Source organism: Streptomyces sp. NPDC015346 (assembly GCF_043078785.1).
GTDB lineage: Bacteria > Actinomycetota > Actinomycetes > Streptomycetales > Streptomycetaceae > Streptomyces.
This window is the reverse complement of record NZ_JBIBTW010000001.1, coordinates 273,934-292,349: the sequence shown is the minus strand read 5'-3', so window position 1 is coordinate 292,349 and position 18,416 is coordinate 273,934. Positions and strand designations below refer to the sequence as shown.

General features: G+C 71.4%; 18 protein-coding genes. 8 read left to right on the top strand and 10 right to left on the bottom strand.

The annotated features are described in order from the left end of the window. The first annotated feature begins 55 nt into the window (after window positions 1–55). The 3 genes from ACF06X_RS01360 (at window position 56) to wrbA (ending at window position 2,571) form a co-directional block, all read left to right on the top strand. Window positions 56–925: an MIP/aquaporin family protein gene (locus ACF06X_RS01360; protein WP_392285114.1), complete on the top strand. Its 870-nt coding sequence runs from the start codon at window positions 56–58 to the stop codon at window positions 923–925. Window positions 926–974: 49 nt separating this feature from the next. Then, complete coding sequence (locus ACF06X_RS01355) at window positions 975–1,835, top strand: arylamine N-acetyltransferase (protein ID WP_392285113.1); 861 nt, start codon at window positions 975–977, stop codon at window positions 1,833–1,835. 118 nt (window positions 1,836–1,953) lie between these two features. Further along, a complete protein-coding gene (gene wrbA / locus ACF06X_RS01350; RefSeq protein ID WP_392285112.1) occupies window positions 1,954–2,571 on the top strand; it encodes an NAD(P)H:quinone oxidoreductase in 618 nt (205 codons plus the stop codon). A 93-nt stretch (window positions 2,572–2,664) separates the two neighbouring features. Here wrbA and ACF06X_RS01345 read toward each other — a convergent pair whose 3' ends face one another. From ACF06X_RS01345 to ACF06X_RS01330, 4 genes are all read right to left on the bottom strand, one after another. Then, window positions 2,665–3,528, bottom strand: coding sequence for a BTAD domain-containing putative transcriptional regulator (locus tag ACF06X_RS01345; RefSeq protein WP_392285111.1), 864 nt, complete (start codon window positions 3,526–3,528; stop codon window positions 2,665–2,667). Window positions 3,529–3,860: 332 nt separating this feature from the next. Continuing rightward, on the bottom strand, window positions 3,861–4,511 hold the full coding sequence (locus tag ACF06X_RS01340) for a ScbR family autoregulator-binding transcription factor (RefSeq protein WP_392285110.1): 651 nt from the start codon (window positions 4,509–4,511) through the stop codon (window positions 3,861–3,863). 158 nt (window positions 4,512–4,669) lie between these two features. Then, window positions 4,670–5,440 (bottom strand): glucose 1-dehydrogenase, encoded by a 771-nt coding sequence (locus tag ACF06X_RS01335; protein ID WP_392285109.1) that lies wholly within the window; start codon window positions 5,438–5,440, stop codon window positions 4,670–4,672. 141 nt (window positions 5,441–5,581) lie between these two features. After that, window positions 5,582–6,277 (bottom strand): HAD family phosphatase, encoded by a 696-nt coding sequence (locus ACF06X_RS01330; RefSeq protein WP_392285108.1) that lies wholly within the window; start codon window positions 6,275–6,277, stop codon window positions 5,582–5,584. 365 nt (window positions 6,278–6,642) lie between these two features. On the opposite strand from ACF06X_RS01330, the gene ACF06X_RS01325 reads away from it, so the two are divergent. Further along, on the top strand, window positions 6,643–7,602 hold the full coding sequence (locus ACF06X_RS01325) for a ScbA/BarX family gamma-butyrolactone biosynthesis protein (RefSeq protein WP_392285107.1): 960 nt from the start codon (window positions 6,643–6,645) through the stop codon (window positions 7,600–7,602). A 30-nt stretch (window positions 7,603–7,632) separates the two neighbouring features. Here ACF06X_RS01325 and ACF06X_RS01320 read toward each other — a convergent pair whose 3' ends face one another. Further along, the gene (locus ACF06X_RS01320; RefSeq protein ID WP_392285106.1) at window positions 7,633–8,100 is read right to left on the bottom strand and encodes a DUF1772 domain-containing protein; all 468 of its coding nucleotides are present in this window, start codon (window positions 8,098–8,100) and stop codon (window positions 7,633–7,635) included. A 191-nt stretch (window positions 8,101–8,291) separates the two neighbouring features. On the opposite strand from ACF06X_RS01320, the gene ACF06X_RS01315 reads away from it, so the two are divergent. Next, window positions 8,292–9,005 (top strand): DNA-binding response regulator, encoded by a 714-nt coding sequence (locus tag ACF06X_RS01315; protein ID WP_392285105.1) that lies wholly within the window; start codon window positions 8,292–8,294, stop codon window positions 9,003–9,005. Window positions 9,006–9,138: 133 nt separating this feature from the next. On the opposite strand, the gene ACF06X_RS01310 is transcribed toward ACF06X_RS01315, so the two are convergent. After that, entirely contained in the window at window positions 9,139–10,005 is an 867-nt protein-coding gene (locus tag ACF06X_RS01310) for an ABC transporter permease (protein ID WP_392285104.1), read from the bottom strand. Beyond that, complete coding sequence (locus tag ACF06X_RS01305) at window positions 10,002–12,680, bottom strand: alpha/beta fold hydrolase (protein ID WP_392285103.1); 2,679 nt, start codon at window positions 12,678–12,680, stop codon at window positions 10,002–10,004. Before ACF06X_RS01305 ends, ACF06X_RS01310 begins: the two co-directional genes overlap by 4 nt. 133 nt (window positions 12,681–12,813) lie before the next feature. On the opposite strand from ACF06X_RS01305, the gene ACF06X_RS01300 reads away from it, so the two are divergent. Together ACF06X_RS01300 and ACF06X_RS01295 are read left to right on the top strand one after the other, a co-directional pair. Continuing rightward, window positions 12,814–13,239: a GNAT family N-acetyltransferase gene (locus tag ACF06X_RS01300; protein ID WP_392285102.1), complete on the top strand. Its 426-nt coding sequence runs from the start codon at window positions 12,814–12,816 to the stop codon at window positions 13,237–13,239. 111 nt (window positions 13,240–13,350) lie between these two features. Beyond that, window positions 13,351–14,529 carry a S8 family peptidase gene (locus ACF06X_RS01295; protein ID WP_392285101.1) on the top strand — a complete coding sequence of 393 codons (1,179 nt, stop codon included), beginning with the start codon at window positions 13,351–13,353 and terminating at the stop codon, window positions 14,527–14,529. A 5-nt stretch (window positions 14,530–14,534) separates the two neighbouring features. Here ACF06X_RS01295 and ACF06X_RS01290 read toward each other — a convergent pair whose 3' ends face one another. Both ACF06X_RS01290 and ACF06X_RS01285 read right to left on the bottom strand, forming a co-directional pair. After that, window positions 14,535–15,170, bottom strand: a complete 636-nt coding sequence (locus ACF06X_RS01290; protein ID WP_392285930.1) for a DUF4291 domain-containing protein — start codon at window positions 15,168–15,170, stop codon at window positions 14,535–14,537. Further along, window positions 15,068–16,333 carry an MFS transporter gene (locus ACF06X_RS01285; protein ID WP_392285100.1) on the bottom strand — a complete coding sequence of 422 codons (1,266 nt, stop codon included), beginning with the start codon at window positions 16,331–16,333 and terminating at the stop codon, window positions 15,068–15,070. Before ACF06X_RS01285 ends, ACF06X_RS01290 begins: the two co-directional genes overlap by 103 nt. 63 nt (window positions 16,334–16,396) lie before the next feature. On the opposite strand from ACF06X_RS01285, the gene ACF06X_RS01280 reads away from it, so the two are divergent. Then, the gene (locus ACF06X_RS01280; protein ID WP_392285099.1) at window positions 16,397–16,789 is read left to right on the top strand and encodes a MerR family transcriptional regulator; all 393 of its coding nucleotides are present in this window, start codon (window positions 16,397–16,399) and stop codon (window positions 16,787–16,789) included. 117 nt (window positions 16,790–16,906) lie between these two features. Here the strand turns inward: ACF06X_RS01280 and mmsA are convergent, their stop codons facing one another. Further along, a complete protein-coding gene (gene mmsA, locus ACF06X_RS01275) occupies window positions 16,907–18,409 on the bottom strand; it encodes a CoA-acylating methylmalonate-semialdehyde dehydrogenase (protein ID WP_392285098.1) in 1,503 nt (500 codons plus the stop codon). Window positions 18,410–18,416: the final 7 nt, after the last annotated feature.

Genomic DNA, 18,416 nt, shown 5'->3' with positions numbered 1-18,416 from the left:
ACCGCGCCACCCGCACCGCCTGTTCCAACCGCATCACAGCTGGGAGCTGGTCACCATGACCCACAGCAGTCGTCACCGCGCCGCACGCCGGCCGACGTACCTCTCGCCGCGCGCCCGCACCGTCGTCCTGGAGTTCCTGATAACGGCCGGGATCCTCTTCCTGATCGTCACCACCTCCCGCTGGCTCTTCGCTCCGGACGCGCCGCTCGGATCGGTCCTGAAGGGGCGGGCGGCGTTCGTCGCGCTCGGGATCTTCTTCGGCGTCGTGAACACGGTGATCATCCATTACTCGATGTCCCGCAAGACGGCGGGGCACATGAACCCCTCGGTGAGCATCGGGCTGTGGCTGCTGCGGGTCTTCCCCGGTCGGGACGTACTGCCGTTCTGCCTGGCGCAGATGACCGGGGCCGTGGCCGGCGTGGGGCTTGCCCGGCTGGTGTGGGGCGCGTCCGTGGGGCTGCCCCAGGTCGGCTGGGCGGCGGTGGCGCCGCAGCCCGGCTGGGGGTTCTGGGGTGTGCTGGTCGCCGAGACGGTGGGGCAGCTGATCTGTATGACGCTGGTGGCCGCCCTGCTGCTCAGGCCGCGCTGGGAGTGGCTGATCCCGGGCGTGGTCGGGCTGTGCATCAGCGGTTTCATCATGATCCTCGGCCCGGTCTCGGGCGGATCGGTCAACCCGGCGCGGCAGTTCGGGCCGGCGCTGTGGGCGGGGAACTTCGGCTTTCTCGCGGCGTATCTGATCGGTCCGGTCCTCGGCGCGGCGCTCGCGGCCGCCCTCGCGGCGGCCCTGAGGGCGCCGACCCCACCCGTATCGCTGGACCCCTCCGAACCGCCTGCGGCGGAGGAGGCGACGGGCCGCCAGGGGACGGTCTGCCCGGACACCATCCCTCCCGAACTGCTGCGGGACGACGACCCGCACCGCATCTGACCGAGCAACAGCACGCATCAGAACCAGAGCCGCGATTCAAGGAGATCTCATGCTGGGAACGTACGGCCTGCCCGTGACGGTCGAGACCGATCCGGAGTGGCAGAGCGACCGCCTCGACCTCGACGCCTATCTGGCCCGGATCGGCTTCACCGGCCCGCGCACCCCCACCGCGGACACCCTCCACCGCGTGGTGCGCGGCCACATGTCCACGATCACCTTCGAGAACGTCGACATCGCGCTGGGGCGTCGGGTCTCGCTCGATCTGGACCGGATCCAGGAGAAGTTGGTACGGGCGGGGCGCGGCGGCTACTGCTACGAGAACAACCTGCTGCTCGCCGCCGCCCTGGACAGGCTCGGCTTCCCCGTGACCCGCCTGCTCTCCCGCATCCGGCAGGGCGAGAGCCGCCGCCGCTTCCGTACGCACACGGTCCTGCTGGTCCGGGCCGACGACCGGGTGTGGCTGGCCGACGCCGGGTACGGCTACAGCGGGCTGATGGAGGCGCTGCCGCTGGAGGACGGCGCGACCTCGGCGGTCGCCGACTGGACCTGGCGCCTGGTGGCGCAGGGCCCCGACTGGGTGGTGGAGATCCCGGACGGGGACGGCGGCTGGTTCAGCATGTACTCCTTCCGTCAGGAGCCGCAGTTCCGGGTCGACTTCGAGGCGGCGCACTACCTCTCCTCCACCCGCCCGGGCTCACCGTTCGTCGGTCAGCTCGTCGCGCAGAAGGAGACGGAGAAGGAGCGCCGGCTGCTGCGGGACAAGTCACTGGAGATCCAGTACGCGGACGGGCGCGTCGAGCGGCGCGAGCTGAGCGCGGCGGAGACGGTGTGCGCGCTCGACGAGCTGTTCGGAATCGAACTGAACGACGAGGACGAGCGGGCCCTGCTGCGGTTCTTCGCCGGAAAGTGACATCCGGGGGCCGGACTTGACGGACTTTCCCCGGGCCCGTGGAGCGCCGCCCTCCCGTTCGGAGAAGGTCGCGGCGGACCCAATTCCCCGTATTCCCATGCCAAGGAGCAGGTCTCTCATGACCAACGTCGCTGTCATCTACTACTCGTCGACCGGCAATGTGCACGCGCTGGCGACCGCCGCCGCGACCGCCGCGGAGAAGGCCGGTGCGGAGGTGCGGCTGCGGAAGGTGGCGGAGCTGGCCCCGCAGTCGGTGATCGACACGAAGGCGGAGTGGGCCGAGCACGTCCAGGCCACCCGTGACATCGAGATCGCCACGCCGGAGGACCTGGAGTGGGCCGATGTCGTGCTGATCGGGACGCCGACCCGCTTCGGCCTGCCGGCCGCGCAGATCAAGCAGTTCATCGACACCACCGGTGGCCTGTGGGCGCAGGGCAAGCTCGTCAACAAGGTCGCCTCGGCGTTCACCTCGACCGCGAGCGCCCACGGCGGCCAGGAGTCGACGCTGCTCGCGCTGAACAACACCTTCTACCACTGGGGTGCCATCATCGTGACGCCCGGCTACGCGGACCCGGTCCAGTTCGCCCCGGCGAACGGCAACCCGTACGGCACCAGCAGCGTCTCGGCCAACGAGGCGAACAACGTGGCCGGTGAGAACCTCGCCGCGATCGAGTTCCAGACCCGCCGCGCCGTCGAGATCGCCACGGCGCTGAAGAAGGGCCTCGCCGCCGTCTGACGGCCGCGACACGAGAGGAGGGGCGGGACGCTTCGGGCGTCCCGCCCCTCCTCTTTCGCCGTTCTGTCTCGTGGGTCTCCCGGGTCTCCCGGGTCAGACCGCCGATCCGGCCGGTACGAGTCGGGTCCTGGCGGAGGTCTGGCGGCCGAACGCGGGGCGGGCCACGTCCCGTACGGTCAGGATCGAGCGCTGGAGCCGGCGAAGGCGCGCGGAGGGCTCCATGCCCGTCTCCTTCTTCAGACCATTGCGCAGCCGTTGATAGACCTCCAGGGCCTCGTCCTGCCGGCCGCAGCGCAGCAGCGCGACCATGAACTGGCCGTGCAGGGGCTCGTTGGTGCGGTACTGGGCGACGAGTTCGGCGAGGTCGGAGATCATCTCGAAGTGGCGGCCGAGCCGCAGCTGGGCCTCGACCCACTGGTCGAGGGCGCTCAGCCGGGAGGCCTCCAGGCGCTCGATCTCCGTGCGCAGGTGGGGGCCGGCCGCGACGCCCGCGTAGGGGTCGCCGTGCCAGAGGGCGAGCGCCTCCTGGAGGCGGCGCGCCGCGCGCTGCAGGTCCCCGGCCTCCATGGCGCGGTAGCCGGCTCCGGCGGCCCGCTCGAACTGCCACGCGTCGTTGGAGCCGCCGCCGGTGTCGAGCCGGTAGCCGCCGGGGAGCGAGACGAGCACGGCCTCCGCGGTGTGGCGTTCCAGCCAGGCGGCGCCCGGATCCGGGGGCCCGGCGCCGCGCAGCGCCGTGGTGATCAGGGCGCGTAGATCGAGGATATGGGACTGGAGTTCGACTCGGGCGCCGCGTGGCGCTCCGGACGGCCACAGCTCCTCCATCAGGACGGTCAGGGGCACCACTTGGTCCGCATGGGCCGCGAGCAGCGCGAGCAGTTGCCGCGGCGCCGCGGCCGTCGGCGTGATCGACACCCCGTTCTCGCGTACCGACAGTCCCCCCAGGATGCGGACGTCCACTTTGCCCCCTCAGTGTCTGTGCGCGGCATGGCCTTGGACGATTAGAAAAGAGACCGCGGGGCATGTCAATAAGAAACCGCAAGGTACGGAATCTCCTGGCACAAGAGCCGGGAAATATGCCCGACTTGAGATGATCTGCCGTCATCAACGTTCCGTGAACGGCACAGAGAAGCGTACCCGCGGATCCAGGATCTGGACTCGCGGGTACGCTTTGTCAGGTCGATTTCAGACGAAGCGGGGGCGGCGCGTTCACGCCCTCCACATAAAACCGTCCCGCAGGTTTGGTTTTGAGCTCCATGTCGGCCCGGGGAGAGACTTTCGACGGGCCCCTGTCAGCCGGCGGCCGCCTCCGCCGCCTCCAGAGCCCTGGCGCCCCGTCCGGGCTCCATGTCGAGCATCGCGAGCACGGCGGGCACGGCGATGCTGGGCAGGACGTGGCGGTAGAGCGCCGAGGCCCACCGGTCCATCTCGGACCGGTTGTTGCCGAGCGCCTGGGTCATCAGGTTCAGGCCGGCGTAGGCGCCGACGACGAGCGGGGCCACCTCCTGCGGGTTGGCGTGCGGCAGCAGTTCGCCGCACTCCTTCGCCTCGTTGAGCACCCGCAGGTTGAGTTCGGTCCACTCCCGGTAGGGGCCGCTGCGGTTGAGCTCGTGGCCGCCCTGGTCCAGGGTGAGCCGCACGCTGCCGCGCAGCAGCCCGTCGTGGGTCAGCCGGTGCGCGAACACCATGCCGATGTCCACGAACTCCTGCATCTTGGAGATCTGGGGCATCGGCGTCGGGGCGGTCGAGACCTGCGCGTCGATCACCGCGTGCGCGAGGTCCTCCTTGGAGTCGAAGTGGAAGTAGAGCGCGCCCTTGGTGACTTGGGCCAGCTGGAGGATGTCGGTGAGTTTCGCGGCCTCGTAACCACGCTCGTCGAAGACGGTCGCGGCCGCTTCCAAGATCGCCTGGCGCGTCCGAATCGCGCGATCCTGCTTCGCCATTGGGGGTCACGTCCCTCTCATAGCCCGATGCCCCACGGGGCTCTCGCGCTCGCTCCGTGCTCGCTCGCACTTCACGGTCGAAAACAGCAAGTATGGACGGATACGTGCAGTGCACACAAGACATCGCACGCAGGCCGTTCGGCCGGGCGTCATCCGGTTCACACCATCGTGAAGCCGCCGTCCACCGGCATGATCGCACCGGTGACGAACGACGCTCGGTCACTGCAGAGCCAGGCCGCGGCCTCGGCGATCTCCTCGGGCTCGGCGGTGCGCGGCTGAGGCGTGGCGGCGTGCAGCGCCTCCTCCATCCCGGGCACGGCGGCGAACCACTCGGTCACCACCTCGGTCCTGGTGGTGCCCGGCGCCACGGCGTTGACGCGGATGCCCCGGGCCGCGTACTCGGCGGCGGCGGCCCTGGTCAGTCCGATGACGGCGTGCTTGGCGGCGACGTACGGGGCGGCGACCGGAGTGGCGATCAGCCCGCCGACGCTGCTGGTGTTGACGATGGCGCCGCCGCCGGTCGGCAGCATCGCGGCGATCTCGTCGCGCAGGCAGTTCCAGACACCGCGGACGTTGACGTCCATGATGCGGTCGTAGAGCTCGTCGTCCATCTCGTGCAGGGGCTCGCGGCCCGCGCCCCACCCGGCGTTGTTGAACGCCAGGTCGAGCCGTCCGTACGACTCCACGGCATGCGCCACGGCTGCGGCGGTGTCCGCGCGGCGGGTCATGTCCGCCACCACGTACTCGGCCTGCGCGCCCTGCTCCCGCAGGTCGGCCACCAGGGCCTTCAGCTTGTCCTCGCGGCGGGCGGTGAGAACCACCCGGGCGCCTTCGCGGGCGAAGACCCGGGCGGCCGCCGCCCCGATTCCGCTGCTGGCGCCGGTGATCAGGGCGACCTTGTCGGTCAGCAGGCGGTGGTCGGCATTCATGGGACGGTCGTCTCCCTAGGCGGTCGGATGGATGACACCTGATCGTGAGGCGTCGATGTCGTCGGACTGGCCGGACTCGTCGGTCTGGCCGGACTCGTCGGTCTCATCGGGCTCGGCCGGCTCGGCTGGCTCTTCGTGGTCTCAGCCGTTCCAGACGCGGCCGGCCGCGGCCTCGGCGTCGAGGGTGCGCAGCAGGGGCTCGTCGATCTCGTCGAGCGACGTCACCAGGTGGCGGACGCCCGCTCGTCGCATCAGCTCGCCCTGGAAGCCGTGCGCGAAGTCGCTCGGGTGGCCGATGAAGGGGACGCCGAGCTCCTTGGCGGCTTCGGCGACGCGTGCGACGTCGTCGATGAACAGGGCCTGGTCGTGACGGAGTCCGAAAACCTCCGTGGTGATCTCGTGCAGACCGGGGCGGAAGTCGTTGGTGCAGACGTAGCCCGGGCCGTCGAAGAGGTGGGCCAGCTCCCCCAGGTGCCGGTCGAAGTGGCGCTTGTCGAGGCCGCCGTAGCAGACCGTCGTGAGCCCGAGCCCGCGCAGCCGGTGCAGCAGTTCGGCGGCACCGTCAAGCAGCCGCAACGGGTGCTCGGCCAGCTGGGCTTCACGCTCTTCGAAGTAGGCGGCCAGCACAGCGTCGGGACTTCCGTCGAGTCCGGCGGCGGCGCCGAGGGCCTTGGCCGCGACGAGCTGGGGCTGGGAGAAGATCGCCCGCTCCACCTCGGCGTCGTAACGCCCACCCCGGCTGGTGATGAACCGGTGGATCGCCGGACTGAACGTGTCGTTCAGCAGCACGCCGTCGATGTTGACGGCGGCGAGGGATATCTGGCGCAGGTGTTCCACGGAGTCTCCAAGGGGCAGCCGGTCGGCGAGCCGGGGCACATCGGGTCGAATCGCGTGAAGGGTGACGCGTCCGCCCGAACCGGCGTCTCGGGTGCCCGAGAAACAAACCTGGAGGTACAGATTTCCGGCAGCTGGAAGATACCCGAAGCCACCCCCGTCGTGAACCCTGGGGTCTCACGAGTCGGACATCTTCCGTTCTGACAGGCGTGGTTGACCGAGACGCGCGACCGATCGGGCGCCACCCCGCCCCCTGCCGACCTGACAGAACCGTACGGAGCGACTTGCGAAACCAACCCACGGGTTCGTAATTTCCGCCCTGCCCCGCCGCCCGAATCTCCTTAGCAGGCCCCTAATCGAGGGATCTCATGCTGCAGACGCCCGCTCCGACCGACATCGCGGCCACCGATGCCCGCGTCCGGCTCACCACGACGGCTCCGCGTGAGTACGTCCACCGGGCCGCGCTCGCCGAGGTCTTCCTGGCCGCCGACTGGTCCCGTACGGACGAGGCTCACTTCACGCTCAACGCCCAGTGGCCGCGGGGCCACTCCTTCTTCGGCCCGGTCGGCGGAACGCACTACGACCCGATGCTGACCGCCGAAACGATCCGCCAGGTGGGGGCGCTGCTCGCCCACGCCGGCTTCGACGTGCCCTTGGGCCATCAGTTCCTCATGTGGGAGCTCAACTACCGCGTACTCCCCGCGCGGTTGCCCGTCGGCGACGCGCCGGCCGAGCTGCGCCTCGACGTCACCTGCTCCGACATCCGCCGCCGCGCCGGCCGGCTGGCGGGGCTGCGCTACGAGGTCGTGCTCAGCGAGAACGGCCGGGCGGTCGCCTCCGGTGACGCCCGGTACACCTGCACCAGCCCCGAGGTCTACCGCAGGCTGCGCGCCGACCGCCTCGCCGAGCCTCCGGCCGCCCCGGCACCGCCCACCGCACCCGTGGTGCCGGGCCGCGTCGGGCGGCGCGACGACTTCGACGTGGTGCTCACCCCCACCGAGCGGGACGACCGCTGGCGGCTGCGGGTCGACACCCGCCACCCGATCCTCTTCGACCACCCCGGCGACCACATACCGGGGATGGTCCTGCTGGAGGCGGCCCGCCAGGCCGTGCACACCCTCGCACCGGAGGGCCGGGCGGTCCTGCCGGTGGCGATGGACGCGACCTTCCACCGGTACGCCGAGTTCGACAGCCCCTGCTGGATCGAGATGGAGTCGGCCGTCGGCTACCCCGGCAGCGCCGAGCGGCTGATCCGGGTCACGGGCCGGCAGGACGCGGAGATCCTCTTCACCTCGATCACGAGCGTGGCGGACCTGCCCGCCGTATAGCTCTCTTCAAGTCGGTGACGTCAGTTCAGCTCACGTCAGGGTGGCGGCGATCAGCAGCCCGAAGGCGGCGGTGATCAGCACCGTACGGACCAGGTGGAAGCCGTTCCACCGATTCTCGAAGGCCGCCCGGACGGCGGCCGGGGGCTCCCCCGTGGCCTCCGAGGCGGCCAGCGCGTTGTTGAGCGGAATGTTGCCGCCCACGGTGACCAGGTGGTTGAGGACCGCGCAGACGAGACCGGCCAGAACCAGCCACTTCTGGGTGTCGCCGCGCCCCTCGACCGGCACGAAGTACGCGGCGAGGGGGAAGGCCACGACCCCCAGGAACACCACGAGGAACAACGCCCTGGGCACGTACTCGTTGATCCGCCGCATCGCGTCCACGAACGCGGCGTCGTCGAGCCGGGCGAGCGCGGGCATGATCCCGGTCAGGAAGATCAGCATGAAGCCGGCGTAGAGACCGGTGGAACCGACGGCGAGCGCGAGCAGCAGGGTGGCCATGGGCTCATGATGGCGGGCCGTGGGCCGTGCGCGCACGGGTTGTGGATCAACCGCTGTACGGATCGATCCCCCATTCCGGCACACGCGACCCGCGTGGCATGGACTCGCCATCCTTCTCAACAGGGGTTGTCACCGTGTGGAGTCACGTGCGTACATGGAGTGGCACACCGATCGGGCGGGGGTGGTCAGCGGTGGCAGAGACTGCGGGCTCCGTGATGCTCGCCCGATCGGCGATGAACCGCGCCGTGGCCGAGGCGCAGCGACCGCCTGGGCGGCCGGTGCGTGGCACGCGCCGTATCAGCGCGGCGCTGGCCGGGCTCGCGGCCTCGACCCGGCATGAGTTGCTGACCTTCGACGATCCGGCCGCCTCCGCGGGCCGGGCGATCCCCGAGCCGTTCCTGGAGCTGGCGGAAGCGTGTATGCGGGCCGCGGTGGAAAGGGCCCCGGAGGTCAGACGGATCGTGCCGCGCCACGCCCTCCCTCACGTGGCGGACGCGGTCCGCGAGCCGGGCCGGGCCCGCCTCGCGGAGTCGATCCCGTTCAAGATGATCCTCGTCGACCGCATGGTGGCGGCGGTCCCGCTCGATCTGGAGCTGCTCTACAACGGGCTGTTGCTCATCCGCGACCAGGTCGTCGTCCAGGCCCTGGTCCGGGCGCACCACACGAGCTGGGACGCGGCCGAGGAGCTGACCGGCGCCGCCGCCCCGCCGCCGCGTGAACTCCCCGCGCAGCTGCGGCCCGTGCTCGAAGCGCTCCTCGCCGGGCTGACGGACGAGACCGCCGCCGCCCGTCTCGGCATGTCGAGCCGCACCTACAGCCGGCGGGTCGGCGAGCTGATGCACGCCCTCGGCACGACGAGCCGCTTCCGCGCGGGTGCGGAAGCGGCTCGAAGGGGCTGGCTGTGAGGCCGGGCACTGCCACGGGCCACCGGGACGCCGGGCCACCGGGCTACGGGACCACGAACCACGAACCACGGACCACGGACCACGGACCACGTGGCCACCAAGGCATGCGCCACGGGCCACCGGTGCACGGGCGCTACGAAACGATGTCCTTGCGGGCGAAGCCCCGGAAGGCGAGCGCGAACAGGATCAGCGCGTACGTCACCGAGACCGCCGCGCCCCTGGCCATCCCGCCCCACTCCAGCTGCGGCTGGAGGGCGTCCGCCCAGGCGAACTGCCAGTGCGCGGGCAGGAAGTCGCGCCAGGAGCCGAGCGCCGTGACGGCGTCCAGGACGTTGCCGATGATCGTCAGGCCGACCGCCCCTCCGACGGCGCCCAGCGGGGCGTCGGTCCGGGTGGAGAGCCAGAAGGCCAGTCCGGCGGTGACCAGTTGGGAGACGAAGATGAAGGCGACGGCGAGCGCGAGCCGGGGCACGGTCTCGGCGGCGGGCAGGGCTCCGCCGGTGGGCAGTTTCAGCGGCCCCCAGCCGTAGGCGACCGCGCCCGCCGCGAGCGCCACCAGCGGCAGCAGCACCATGGCGGCCGCGCTGAAGCCGAGCGCCACGGCCAGCTTGGACCACAGCAGCCGGGCCCGGGGCACGGGCGCGGCAAGCAGATAGCGCAGCGAGGACCAGCTCGCCTCGGAGGCCACGGTGTCCCCGCAGAAGAGAGCCACCGGCACCACGAGGAGGAACCCGGCCGAGACGAAGAGACAGGTCGCGGCGAAGTTCGCCGCCGACGCGGTCGCCGTGTCCATCAACGTGATCCGGCCGTTTCGGTCGCCGTCCGGGCCGCCACCGATGGCGAAGGCGACGATCAGGACGAAGGGCAGCGCCGCGAGCACCGCGCCCATGACCAGGGTGCGGCGCCGCTTGAGCTGCCGCAGCGCCTCGACGCGCAGCGGCAGGGTGTGCCGTGCCCGGTAGCCGGGGGCGCTGTCCCTCAGTTCCGCGGTCGCGCTCATGCGGATCCTCCTCCGATCAGGGTGAGGAACGCGTCCTCCAGGCGCCGGTGCGGGCCCACACCGGTCACGGGTACGTCCAGGCGGACGAGTTCGCCGATGAGAGCGGTCGCGTCGGCGCCGTCGAGGCGGACCAGGAGTCCGCCCTCGGTCCGCTGCGCCGAGCCGATCCCCGGCAGTGCGCCGATCTTCTCGACGAGCGGGTCGGGGACGCTCTCCCCGAGCGTGACCAGCAGGGCGTCGCCCGCGCCCGTGATCTCGGCGACCGGTCCGGCCTGGACCAGCTGTCCGCGGTCCATGACGACGAGGTGGGTGCAGGACTGTTCGACCTCCGAGAGGAGGTGGCTGGAGACGATGACGGTCCGGCCCCCGGCGGCGTACCGGATCATCACGTCCCGCATCTCGCGGATCTGTGGCGGGTCGAGGCCGTTGGTCGGTTCGTCGAGGATGAGCAGGTCCGGGAGGCCGAGCATGGCCTGGGCGATGGCGAGCCGCTGCCGCATGCCCTGGGAGTACGTCCGGACCGCGCGGGCGAGCGCGTCGCCGAGGCCGGCGATCGCGAGCGCTTCCTCGATGTGGGCGTCCTCGGCCGGGCGGCCGGTGGCCTTCCAGTACAGCTCCAGGTTGTCCCGCCCGGAGAGGTGCGGCAGGAAGCCCGCGCCCTCGACGAAGGCGCCGACCCGGGAGAGGACCGGGGCGCCGGGACGGACGGCCTGCCCGAAGACCCGGATCTCCCCGCCGTCGGGGGTGATCAGGCCCATGAGCATGCGCAGGGTGGTGGTCTTCCCGGCCCCGTTGGGTCCGAGCAGACCGAGGACCTGGCCCTGTTCGACCCGGAAGGAGAGGTCCCGTACGGCATATCGGTCCGAGGACGCGGCGTACTTCTTCGTCAGTCCGGTGATCTGCAAGGGTACGGCGGCGAGTGCCGGGTCCGGGGCGGGCGCGGCGGCCCGGCGGCGCGCCGTGAGCAGCAGCGCGGCGGCGACGAGGGCGCCCGTGAGGGGCAGTCCCCACACCCACCAGGGCATGGCGGCGGCCTGGGTGGTGACGGCGGGCGCGGTCGGCACGGCGAGTCCGCTCTCGACGGCGACGGTGTAGGCGGCGGGTGCCACCGGGGAGGCGTAACCGAGGTCGGTGGCGGAGAGCACGAGCCGTAGCCGGTGTCCGGCCTCGACCTCGTGGTCGATCGCGGGCAGGGTCAGTTCGACGGACTTCCCGGCCTTGGCGCCCTCGATCCGGACGGGGGCGACGAGCTGGGCGGGCAGCACCTGCTGCCGTCCGTCGGGCCCGACGTCGTACACCTTGGCGAAGAGGACGGCGGAGCCGTCGGGGCTGTCGGAGGTCACCTTGACGCGGACGGTCGGCGAGCCGGTGATCCGGAGCGGTTCGGCCTGCGGCGCGGCCTCGAACGCGGCGTACTGGCCGGGGAAGTCGAGGGAGAGGCCGACGCCGAGGGAGGAGAGCTGGGAGAGTCCGCCGCCGACGCCGGGGACGGCGGAGATGGCGGGCGGGTTGGCCCCGGCGGGGTTGGCGAAGGACTGGGGGCGGGCGGGGCCAAGGGCGAGGGTGCGCCGGTCCTCGCCGGCGAGGCCGGGGTAGCGGTCGGCGCTCGCGCCGCGCAGCTGCGCCTGCCCGTCGGTGGAGTCCACTCCCCCGGCGCGGCTGACCCGGAACGCGGGCCCGGTGTCGACGCCCTCGTCCCGCTTGAGGTGGCGGTCGAACCAGTCGCCGATACGTGCCTCGACCCGGTCGGTCTCCCGGTTGCCGCCGTCGTGGCCGCCCGCGATCCAGTCGACGGCGACGGGCGCGCCGCCGGCGCCGATGGTCCGCGCCATGGCGTCGGCGTGCGCGAGCGGGAAGAGGGAGTCGGTCTGCCCCTGCACGATGAGGGTCGGGACCTTGACGCGGTCGCCGACGGCGGAGGGGCTGCGGGCTTCGAGGAGGGTACGGGCGGCGGCGTCGGGCTTTCCGGTGACGGCGACGCGCTGGTAGAGGGTGCAGAGTTCGGCGGTGAAGCGCCCGCACCCGTCGGCCTTCCCCGGCTCGATGCCTGCGGGGGCGCCTGCGGGGGCGCCTGCGGGGACGCCTGCGGAGAAGAAGATGCCGGCCCAGAGCTTCTTGAAGACGCCTTCGGGGAACAGCGCGTCGGCGAGGTTCCAGTAGGTGATCTGCGGGGCGATCGCGTCGACGCGGCTGTCGTGACCGGCGGCGAGCAGGGCGGCGGCGCCGCCGTAGGAGGCCCCGGTGACGCCGACGCGCGGGTCGCCGTCCTTGTCGAGCTGGACCTCGGGGCGCTTCGCGAGCCAGTCGATCAGCTTCTGTACGTCCTTCCCCTCGTGGTCGGGGTCGTTGAGTCCGATCTGCCCGGTGGAGGCGCCGAATCCGCGCGCGGACCAGGTCAGCACGGCGTATCCGTCGCGGGCGAGTCTCTCGGCCTGGGCCCGGACGTCGTCCTTGGAGCCGCCGAAGCCGTGCCCGAGGAGGACGGCGGGCCGGCGGCCGCCGCCGCCGTCGGTGAAGTAGGAGGTGTCGATCCGCGCCCCGGGCATGTCGAGCACCTGGTCCGCGCGGTGCACGGGCGGCGGTTCGTCCGTGGCGACGGCGGTCCAGGTGCCGGCGCCCGCGAGCACGGCGAGGGCGGCGGTGACCGCGGCCCACCGGGGAAGTCGGAATGGCATGCTCCCGAGCCTAGGCGCCCGAGCTGTGGACCACGGCTGCCCAGGGACGGAGGTCCCGCACCTCCCGCAGGCGTACGCGGTACGTTCCCGTACACCAGACGCGGTACATGCGTCCCGAACCGGAGGGACCGGGATGGAGATCAGGCGGGCGACGACGGTGGCGGAGTTGCTGGCGGCGGAGCGTCTCTACGACAACCCGCCGCGGGCCGCGTGGGCGGAGAGGTTTCTGGCGGCGCCGGGCCATCTGATGCTGATCGCGTACGCGGAGGACGGCTTCCCCGCGGGTCTGGTCTCCGGGATCGAGATGCTCCACCCCGACAAGGGCGTGGAGATGTGCCTGTACGAGCTGTCGGTGGACGAGGCGTACCGACGGCGGGGCGTCGGGCGGGCGTTGACCGAGGCTCTGATGGCCGAGGCGCGGGCGCGCGGATGCTACGACGTGTGGGTCGGGGTGGACACGGACAACGGGCCGGCCCTCGCGACGTACCGGTCGGCGGGAGCGCGCGACGAGGGTGTGTTCACCATGCTGACGTGGGAGTTCGACGTGAAGGACCGGTGAGGGGACCTGACGGCCTCTTGTACGTCACATGTCAACGCGGGACCCTTTGGCGCACCACGCACTCGTACTTGCCGGTAACCCGGACAACGAAAGGTTCAGGTGCCCCACCACATGACCCGAATATCCCGCCGCGTCGGAGCGCTCGTCCCCATCCTCGCGCTCGCCGCCGGCCTGCAGTTCGCCGTCTCCCCCACCGCCCAGGGCGCCCCCGTCGGTGACCTCCGGCTCGCCCCCGACTCGCTCGCCATCGCGAACAGCTGGATCGTCGTCCTCAAGGACGGCTCGACGCACGCCACCGACCTCGGTGTCACCCCCGGACACGTGTACCGCACGGCGCTCAAGGGCTTCTCGGCCACGATGTCCCAGGCGAAGGCCGCCTCGCTGGCCGCCGACCCCCGGGTGGCGTACGTCGAGCAGAACGCGACCGTCCGCGTCGCCGAGACCCAGCCCGGCGCGACCTGGGGCCTGGACCGGGTCGACCAGCGGGACCTGCCGCTGTCGACGACGTACACGTACAACAGGACGGCCTCCAACGTCACCGCTTACATCATCGACACCGGCATCCGCACCTCCCACAGCGACTTCGGCGGCCGGGCCACGGTCGGCACGGACACGGTCGGCGACGGCCAGAACGGCCAGGACTGCCAGGGCCACGGCACGCATGTGGCGGGCACGGTCGGCGGCGCGAAGTACGGCGTCGCCAAGGCCGCGAAGCTGGTGGCGGTACGGGTCCTGAACTGCACCGGGTCCGGTACCACCGCCGGGGTCATCGCCGGCGTGGACTGGGTGACGGCCAACGCGGCCAAGCCGGCCGTGGCCAACATGAGCCTGGGCGGCGGCGCGAACACCTCGCTGGACGACGCGGTGAAGCGCTCCATCGCGTCCGGCGTCAGCTACGCGGTCGCGGCGGGCAACGGCAACATCCTGGGCTGGCCCGCGAACGCGTGCAACTACTCCCCGGCACGCGTCCCGGCGGCGATCACGGTCGGCGCGACCGACTCGGCCGACAAGCGGGCGTCGTTCTCCAACTACGGCACGTGCGTGGACCTCTTCGCCCCGGGCGTCTCCATCACCTCGGCGTGGAAGGACAACGACACGGCGACGAAGACCATCTCGGGCACGTCGATGGCGGCCCCGCACACGGCGGGCGTGGCCGCGCTCTACCTGTCGGCGAACCCGACGGCGACCCCGGCGCAGGTCCGCGACGCCCTGGTGAACAACGCCACGAACGGCAAGGTCCAGGACCCGAGGACGGGCTCCCCGAACAAGCTCCTGTACTCGATCTTCTAGCCCCGTCAGGCCACCAGCTGCCCGAGGAGCCCCGCACCAGCCGGGTACGCCCGCTCCTCGGGCAGCTTCGCCCGCGCCTCCTCGATCCGCCCCTGCCGTACGAGCCCATGGACCTCATGCGCGAGCGGAGTGACGTCCCTGATCCCGACGATCCACTCGTCCGCGTACCGCCGGGACGCCTCCCCCGCGAGCCCGAGCTGAAGCGACCGGTACGGCAGCGCACCGAGCCGCAGATCCCGCTCGGGATCCCACTGCACCCGCGCCGGCGCCTGCCGCAACTCCCGCTTCCAGGCGGCCTGGTCGGCATGGAAGCCGCGCACGTAGTGCGAGAGGCAGGCGTTCCGCAGCGCCCATTCGAAGCCCTCACGGCTGATCTCGACCGCGAGAACCGTCTGCTGCCCCTCCTTCAGCCCCCACCCGCAGCGGTACATCATCCACAGGAACGACGGCTTGACCCACGTCATCCGCCCCCGCCTCCAAGCCCCCGGAAACAGACATGCCCCCAGCCTGCGTCGCCGGCCCGCTGTGGGCCACTTTTTTACGGGGCGGCTCGGTGGTCCCCCACGGTCGCGGGGGAGCGCGCGTAGAGCTTCGATGCGACGGTGCCGGCGGGGACGATGAGGATCATCAGTGCACCGCAGCCGACGAGGATGGCGGGGGCGCTGGTCCGGTCGAGGAGGAAGCCTCCGAGCGCCGCTCCAAGGGGCGAGGCCGTCAGGAGTACGGCGCTCCGTGCGGCCAGAACCGTGGTGAGCGACTCGGCGGGCGCGCGGTCCTGGATCAGGGTGAAGGACAGTGCGGAGTAGGGGCCGTAGACGAGTCCGGCGAAGGCGAAGCCGATCAGGGACGGGAGGGCTGTGTGCGTGATGGCGAAGGGGAGCATCCCGATGCCGTGACCCGCGATGATGCCGAGCATGGCCGGCCACAGGGGAAGCTGTCGGGCCGCGCCCAACGCGAGAGCGCCGATGACGGCTCCGATCCCGAAGGCGGCCCAATAGGCACCGAGCAGCGCCGCGTCGGCATCAAGGTTCTCGGAGACGAACAGGGGAAGGGCGACTTCGACGGGGCCGAAGGCGAGGTTGAACACCCAGGTGACGACGAGCAGGCCGAGGAGTTCCGGCTGACGCCGCAGAATGCTCAGCCCCTGCCGTGTGCCGCCGGCCACCGCCCCGGACTCCGGTGACCGGGGCAGGGTGATGCGGCCGGCCTGGAAGGCGAGCACGGCGAACGTGGCAGCGTCCAAGCCGATGATCCATACCGGGGACACCACTCCCACGAGCAGGCCCGCGAGAGCCGGGCCCGCGATCATCGCGCTCCACAGACTGGTGCTGAGCACACTGTTGGCCGCCAGACGCTGGTCGTCGGGAAGCAGAGGAGCGAACAGGGCATGCTTGCCGGCCTTGCCCCAGGCGTGGAGCAGTGAGGAGGCACTCAGGAGACCGACGTACACGGCCGGTGTGAGCACTCCCGCCACGTGCGCGAGCGGTACCGCGCCCAGGAGCACGGCCCGTAGCGTGGAGTCGGTGACCAGGAGCCGCTGCGCGGGAAGCCTCCGCATCCATCGGCCCAGGACCAGTGCGCCCAGGGCGCCGGGCAGGACGTAGGCGGCGACAGCGATGCCGGCCAGCGCGCCTTGGCCGCCCTCGGGCCCCAGAGCGAGCGCGAGCCACACGACGGCGACGACGGTCATGCCGTCGCCCAGGTCGGACAACGCGAAGACGGGCATCAGCCGCCGAAAGGTGCGGTCGGCGAACAGAGAGCGGTAGGGGCCGGGCAGCCGGCGCCCCGGTGCTGCTGAGAACATGCGGACCACAGTCGTCCTTCAAGCACGCTTGAAGTCAAGGACGGATCGGGGAGAGGGGCGGGCATGCGATATCTGCCCATCGGTGAGATCGCGGACCAAGCCCGCGTGCGCGCTTCAGCGCTGCGCTACTGGGAGGAGCGCGGTCTCCTGCCCGGCGCGCGCCGCGAAGGCGGACGCCGCATGTGGCCCGCGACCACCGTCCGCCGGGTCGCCTTGATCAAGATGGCGCAGCGAGCCGGGTTCACCCTCACCGAGATCACGCACCTGCTGGCCGGCGCCACCACACCGTCCGCCACCCGCCAGTGGCGGGACATGGCCACGCGCAAGTTGCCCGAACTCGACCGACACATCGCACAGACCCAGGCCCTGCGGCAGGCGGTCGCGGACTGCTTGGAATGCGGCTGCATGAACTTCGATCAATGCGTACTGCTCGACACCACCGACGCGGCACCCTGACCGACAGGCGCTCACGACGGCCTTGCACCCTTGCACCCTTGCCCCCTTGCACCCGCCGCGCAGCATGAACCCCCGGCCGGTGAGGGTGGCCGGGGGTCAACCGCATGCGGGGCTGCGTCAGTGGTTGCGGGGGAAGCCCAGGTCCACGCCCGCCGGGGAGTCCGACGGGTCCGGCCAGCGGGTGGTGACGACCTTGCCGCGGGTGTAGAAGTGGACGCCGTCGTTGCCGTAGATGTGGTGGTCGCCGAAGAGCGAGTCCTTCCAGCCGCCGAAGGAGTGGTAGCCGACCGGGACCGGGATCGGCACGTTCACGCCGACCATGCCCGCCTCGATCTCCATCTGGAAGCGGCGGGCCGCGCCGCCGTCGCGGGTGAAGATCGCGGTGCCGTTGCCGAACGGCGAGGCGTTGATGAGGGCGACACCCTCGTCGTACGTCTCCGTGCGCAGCACGCACAGGACCGGGCCGAAGATCTCGTCCTGGTACGCCTTCGCCGAGGTCGGCACCCGGTCCAGGAGGGAGAGGCCGATCCAGTGGCCGTTCTCGTAGCCGTCGACCGTGTAGTCCGTGCCGTCGAGGACGACCTCGCAGCCCTCGGCCGCCGCGCCCTTCACGTACGAGGCGACCTTGTCGCGGTGGGCGGCCGTGATCAGCGGGCCCATCTCGGAGGTCGGGTCGTCGCCGGGGCCGATCTTGATCTTCTCGGCGCGCTCGCGGATCTTCTCCACCAGCTCGTCCGCGATGGAGCCGACCGCGACGACCGCCGAGATCGCCATGCAGCGCTCGCCGGCCGAGCCGTACGCCGCCGAGACCGCCGCGTCCGCCGCCGCGTCCAGGTCCGCGTCCGGCAGCACCAGCATGTGGTTCTTGGCCCCGCCGAGCGCCTGGACACGCTTGCCGTTGGCGGAGGCGGTGGCGTGGATGTGGCGGGCGATCGGGGTCGAGCCGACGAAGGAGATCGCCGAGACGTCGGGGTGCTCCAGGAGCCGGTCGACGGCCACCTTGTCACCGTGCAGGACGTTGAAGACGCCGTCCGGCAGCCCGGCCTCGGCGAGCAGCTCGGCGATCTTCAGCGAGGCGGAGGGGTCCTTCTCGCTCGGCTTGAGAATGAAGGTGTTGCCGCACGCGATGGCGATCGGGAACATCCACATCGGCACCATGGCCGGGAAGTTGAACGGCGTGATGCCGGCGACGACGCCGACCGGCTGGCGGATCGCGGCCACGTCCACCCGGTTCGACACCTGGGTGGACAGCTCGCCCTTCAGCTGGGTGGTGATGCCGCAGGCCAGGTCGACGATCTCCAGACCGCGGGCGACCTCGCCCAGCGCGTCCGAGTGGACCTTGCCGTGCTCGGCGGTGATCAGTTCGGCGATCGCGTCGCGGTTGGCGTCGAGCAGCGCGCGGAACTTGAACAGGATCGTGGTGCGCTGCGCCAGCGACGCCGTGCCCCACGTCTCGTACGCGGTCTTCGCGGCGGCGACGGCCGCGTCGACCTCCTCCACCGAGGCGAGGGCCACCCGCGTGGTCACGGCACCGGTGGCCGGGTCGGTGACCGGGCCCCAGTTGCCCGACGTGCCCTCGACGGTCTTGCCACCGATCCAGTGGTTGACGGTCTTCGTCATGACGACA

Bases quoted from the DNA above. Each gene is read 5' to 3' on its own strand.
- ACF06X_RS01325 (WP_392285107.1), top strand. From the start codon at position 6,643: ATGCTGCAGACGCCCGCTCCGACCGACATCGCGGCCACCGATGCCCGC.
- ACF06X_RS01360 (WP_392285114.1), top strand. From the start codon at position 56: ATGACCCACAGCAGTCGTCACCGCGCCGCACGCCGGCCGACGTACCTC.
- ACF06X_RS01355 (WP_392285113.1), top strand. From the start codon at position 975: ATGCTGGGAACGTACGGCCTGCCCGTGACGGTCGAGACCGATCCGGAG.
- ACF06X_RS01320 (WP_392285106.1), bottom strand. From the start codon at position 8,100: ATGGCCACCCTGCTGCTCGCGCTCGCCGTCGGTTCCACCGGTCTCTAC.
- ACF06X_RS01310 (WP_392285104.1), bottom strand. From the start codon at position 10,005: ATGAGCGCGACCGCGGAACTGAGGGACAGCGCCCCCGGCTACCGGGCA.
- ACF06X_RS01340 (WP_392285110.1), bottom strand. From the start codon at position 4,511: ATGGCGAAGCAGGATCGCGCGATTCGGACGCGCCAGGCGATCTTGGAA.
- ACF06X_RS01335 (WP_392285109.1), bottom strand. From the start codon at position 5,440: ATGAATGCCGACCACCGCCTGCTGACCGACAAGGTCGCCCTGATCACC.
- ACF06X_RS01295 (WP_392285101.1), top strand. From the start codon at position 13,351: ATGACCCGAATATCCCGCCGCGTCGGAGCGCTCGTCCCCATCCTCGCG.
- ACF06X_RS01305 (WP_392285103.1), bottom strand. From the start codon at position 12,680: ATGCCATTCCGACTTCCCCGGTGGGCCGCGGTCACCGCCGCCCTCGCC.
- ACF06X_RS01280 (WP_392285099.1), top strand. From the start codon at position 16,397: ATGCGATATCTGCCCATCGGTGAGATCGCGGACCAAGCCCGCGTGCGC.
- wrbA (WP_392285112.1), top strand. From the start codon at position 1,954: ATGACCAACGTCGCTGTCATCTACTACTCGTCGACCGGCAATGTGCAC.
- ACF06X_RS01300 (WP_392285102.1), top strand. From the start codon at position 12,814: ATGGAGATCAGGCGGGCGACGACGGTGGCGGAGTTGCTGGCGGCGGAG.
- ACF06X_RS01285 (WP_392285100.1), bottom strand. From the start codon at position 16,333: ATGTTCTCAGCAGCACCGGGGCGCCGGCTGCCCGGCCCCTACCGCTCT.
- mmsA (WP_392285098.1), bottom strand. From the start codon at position 18,409: ATGACGAAGACCGTCAACCACTGGATCGGTGGCAAGACCGTCGAGGGC.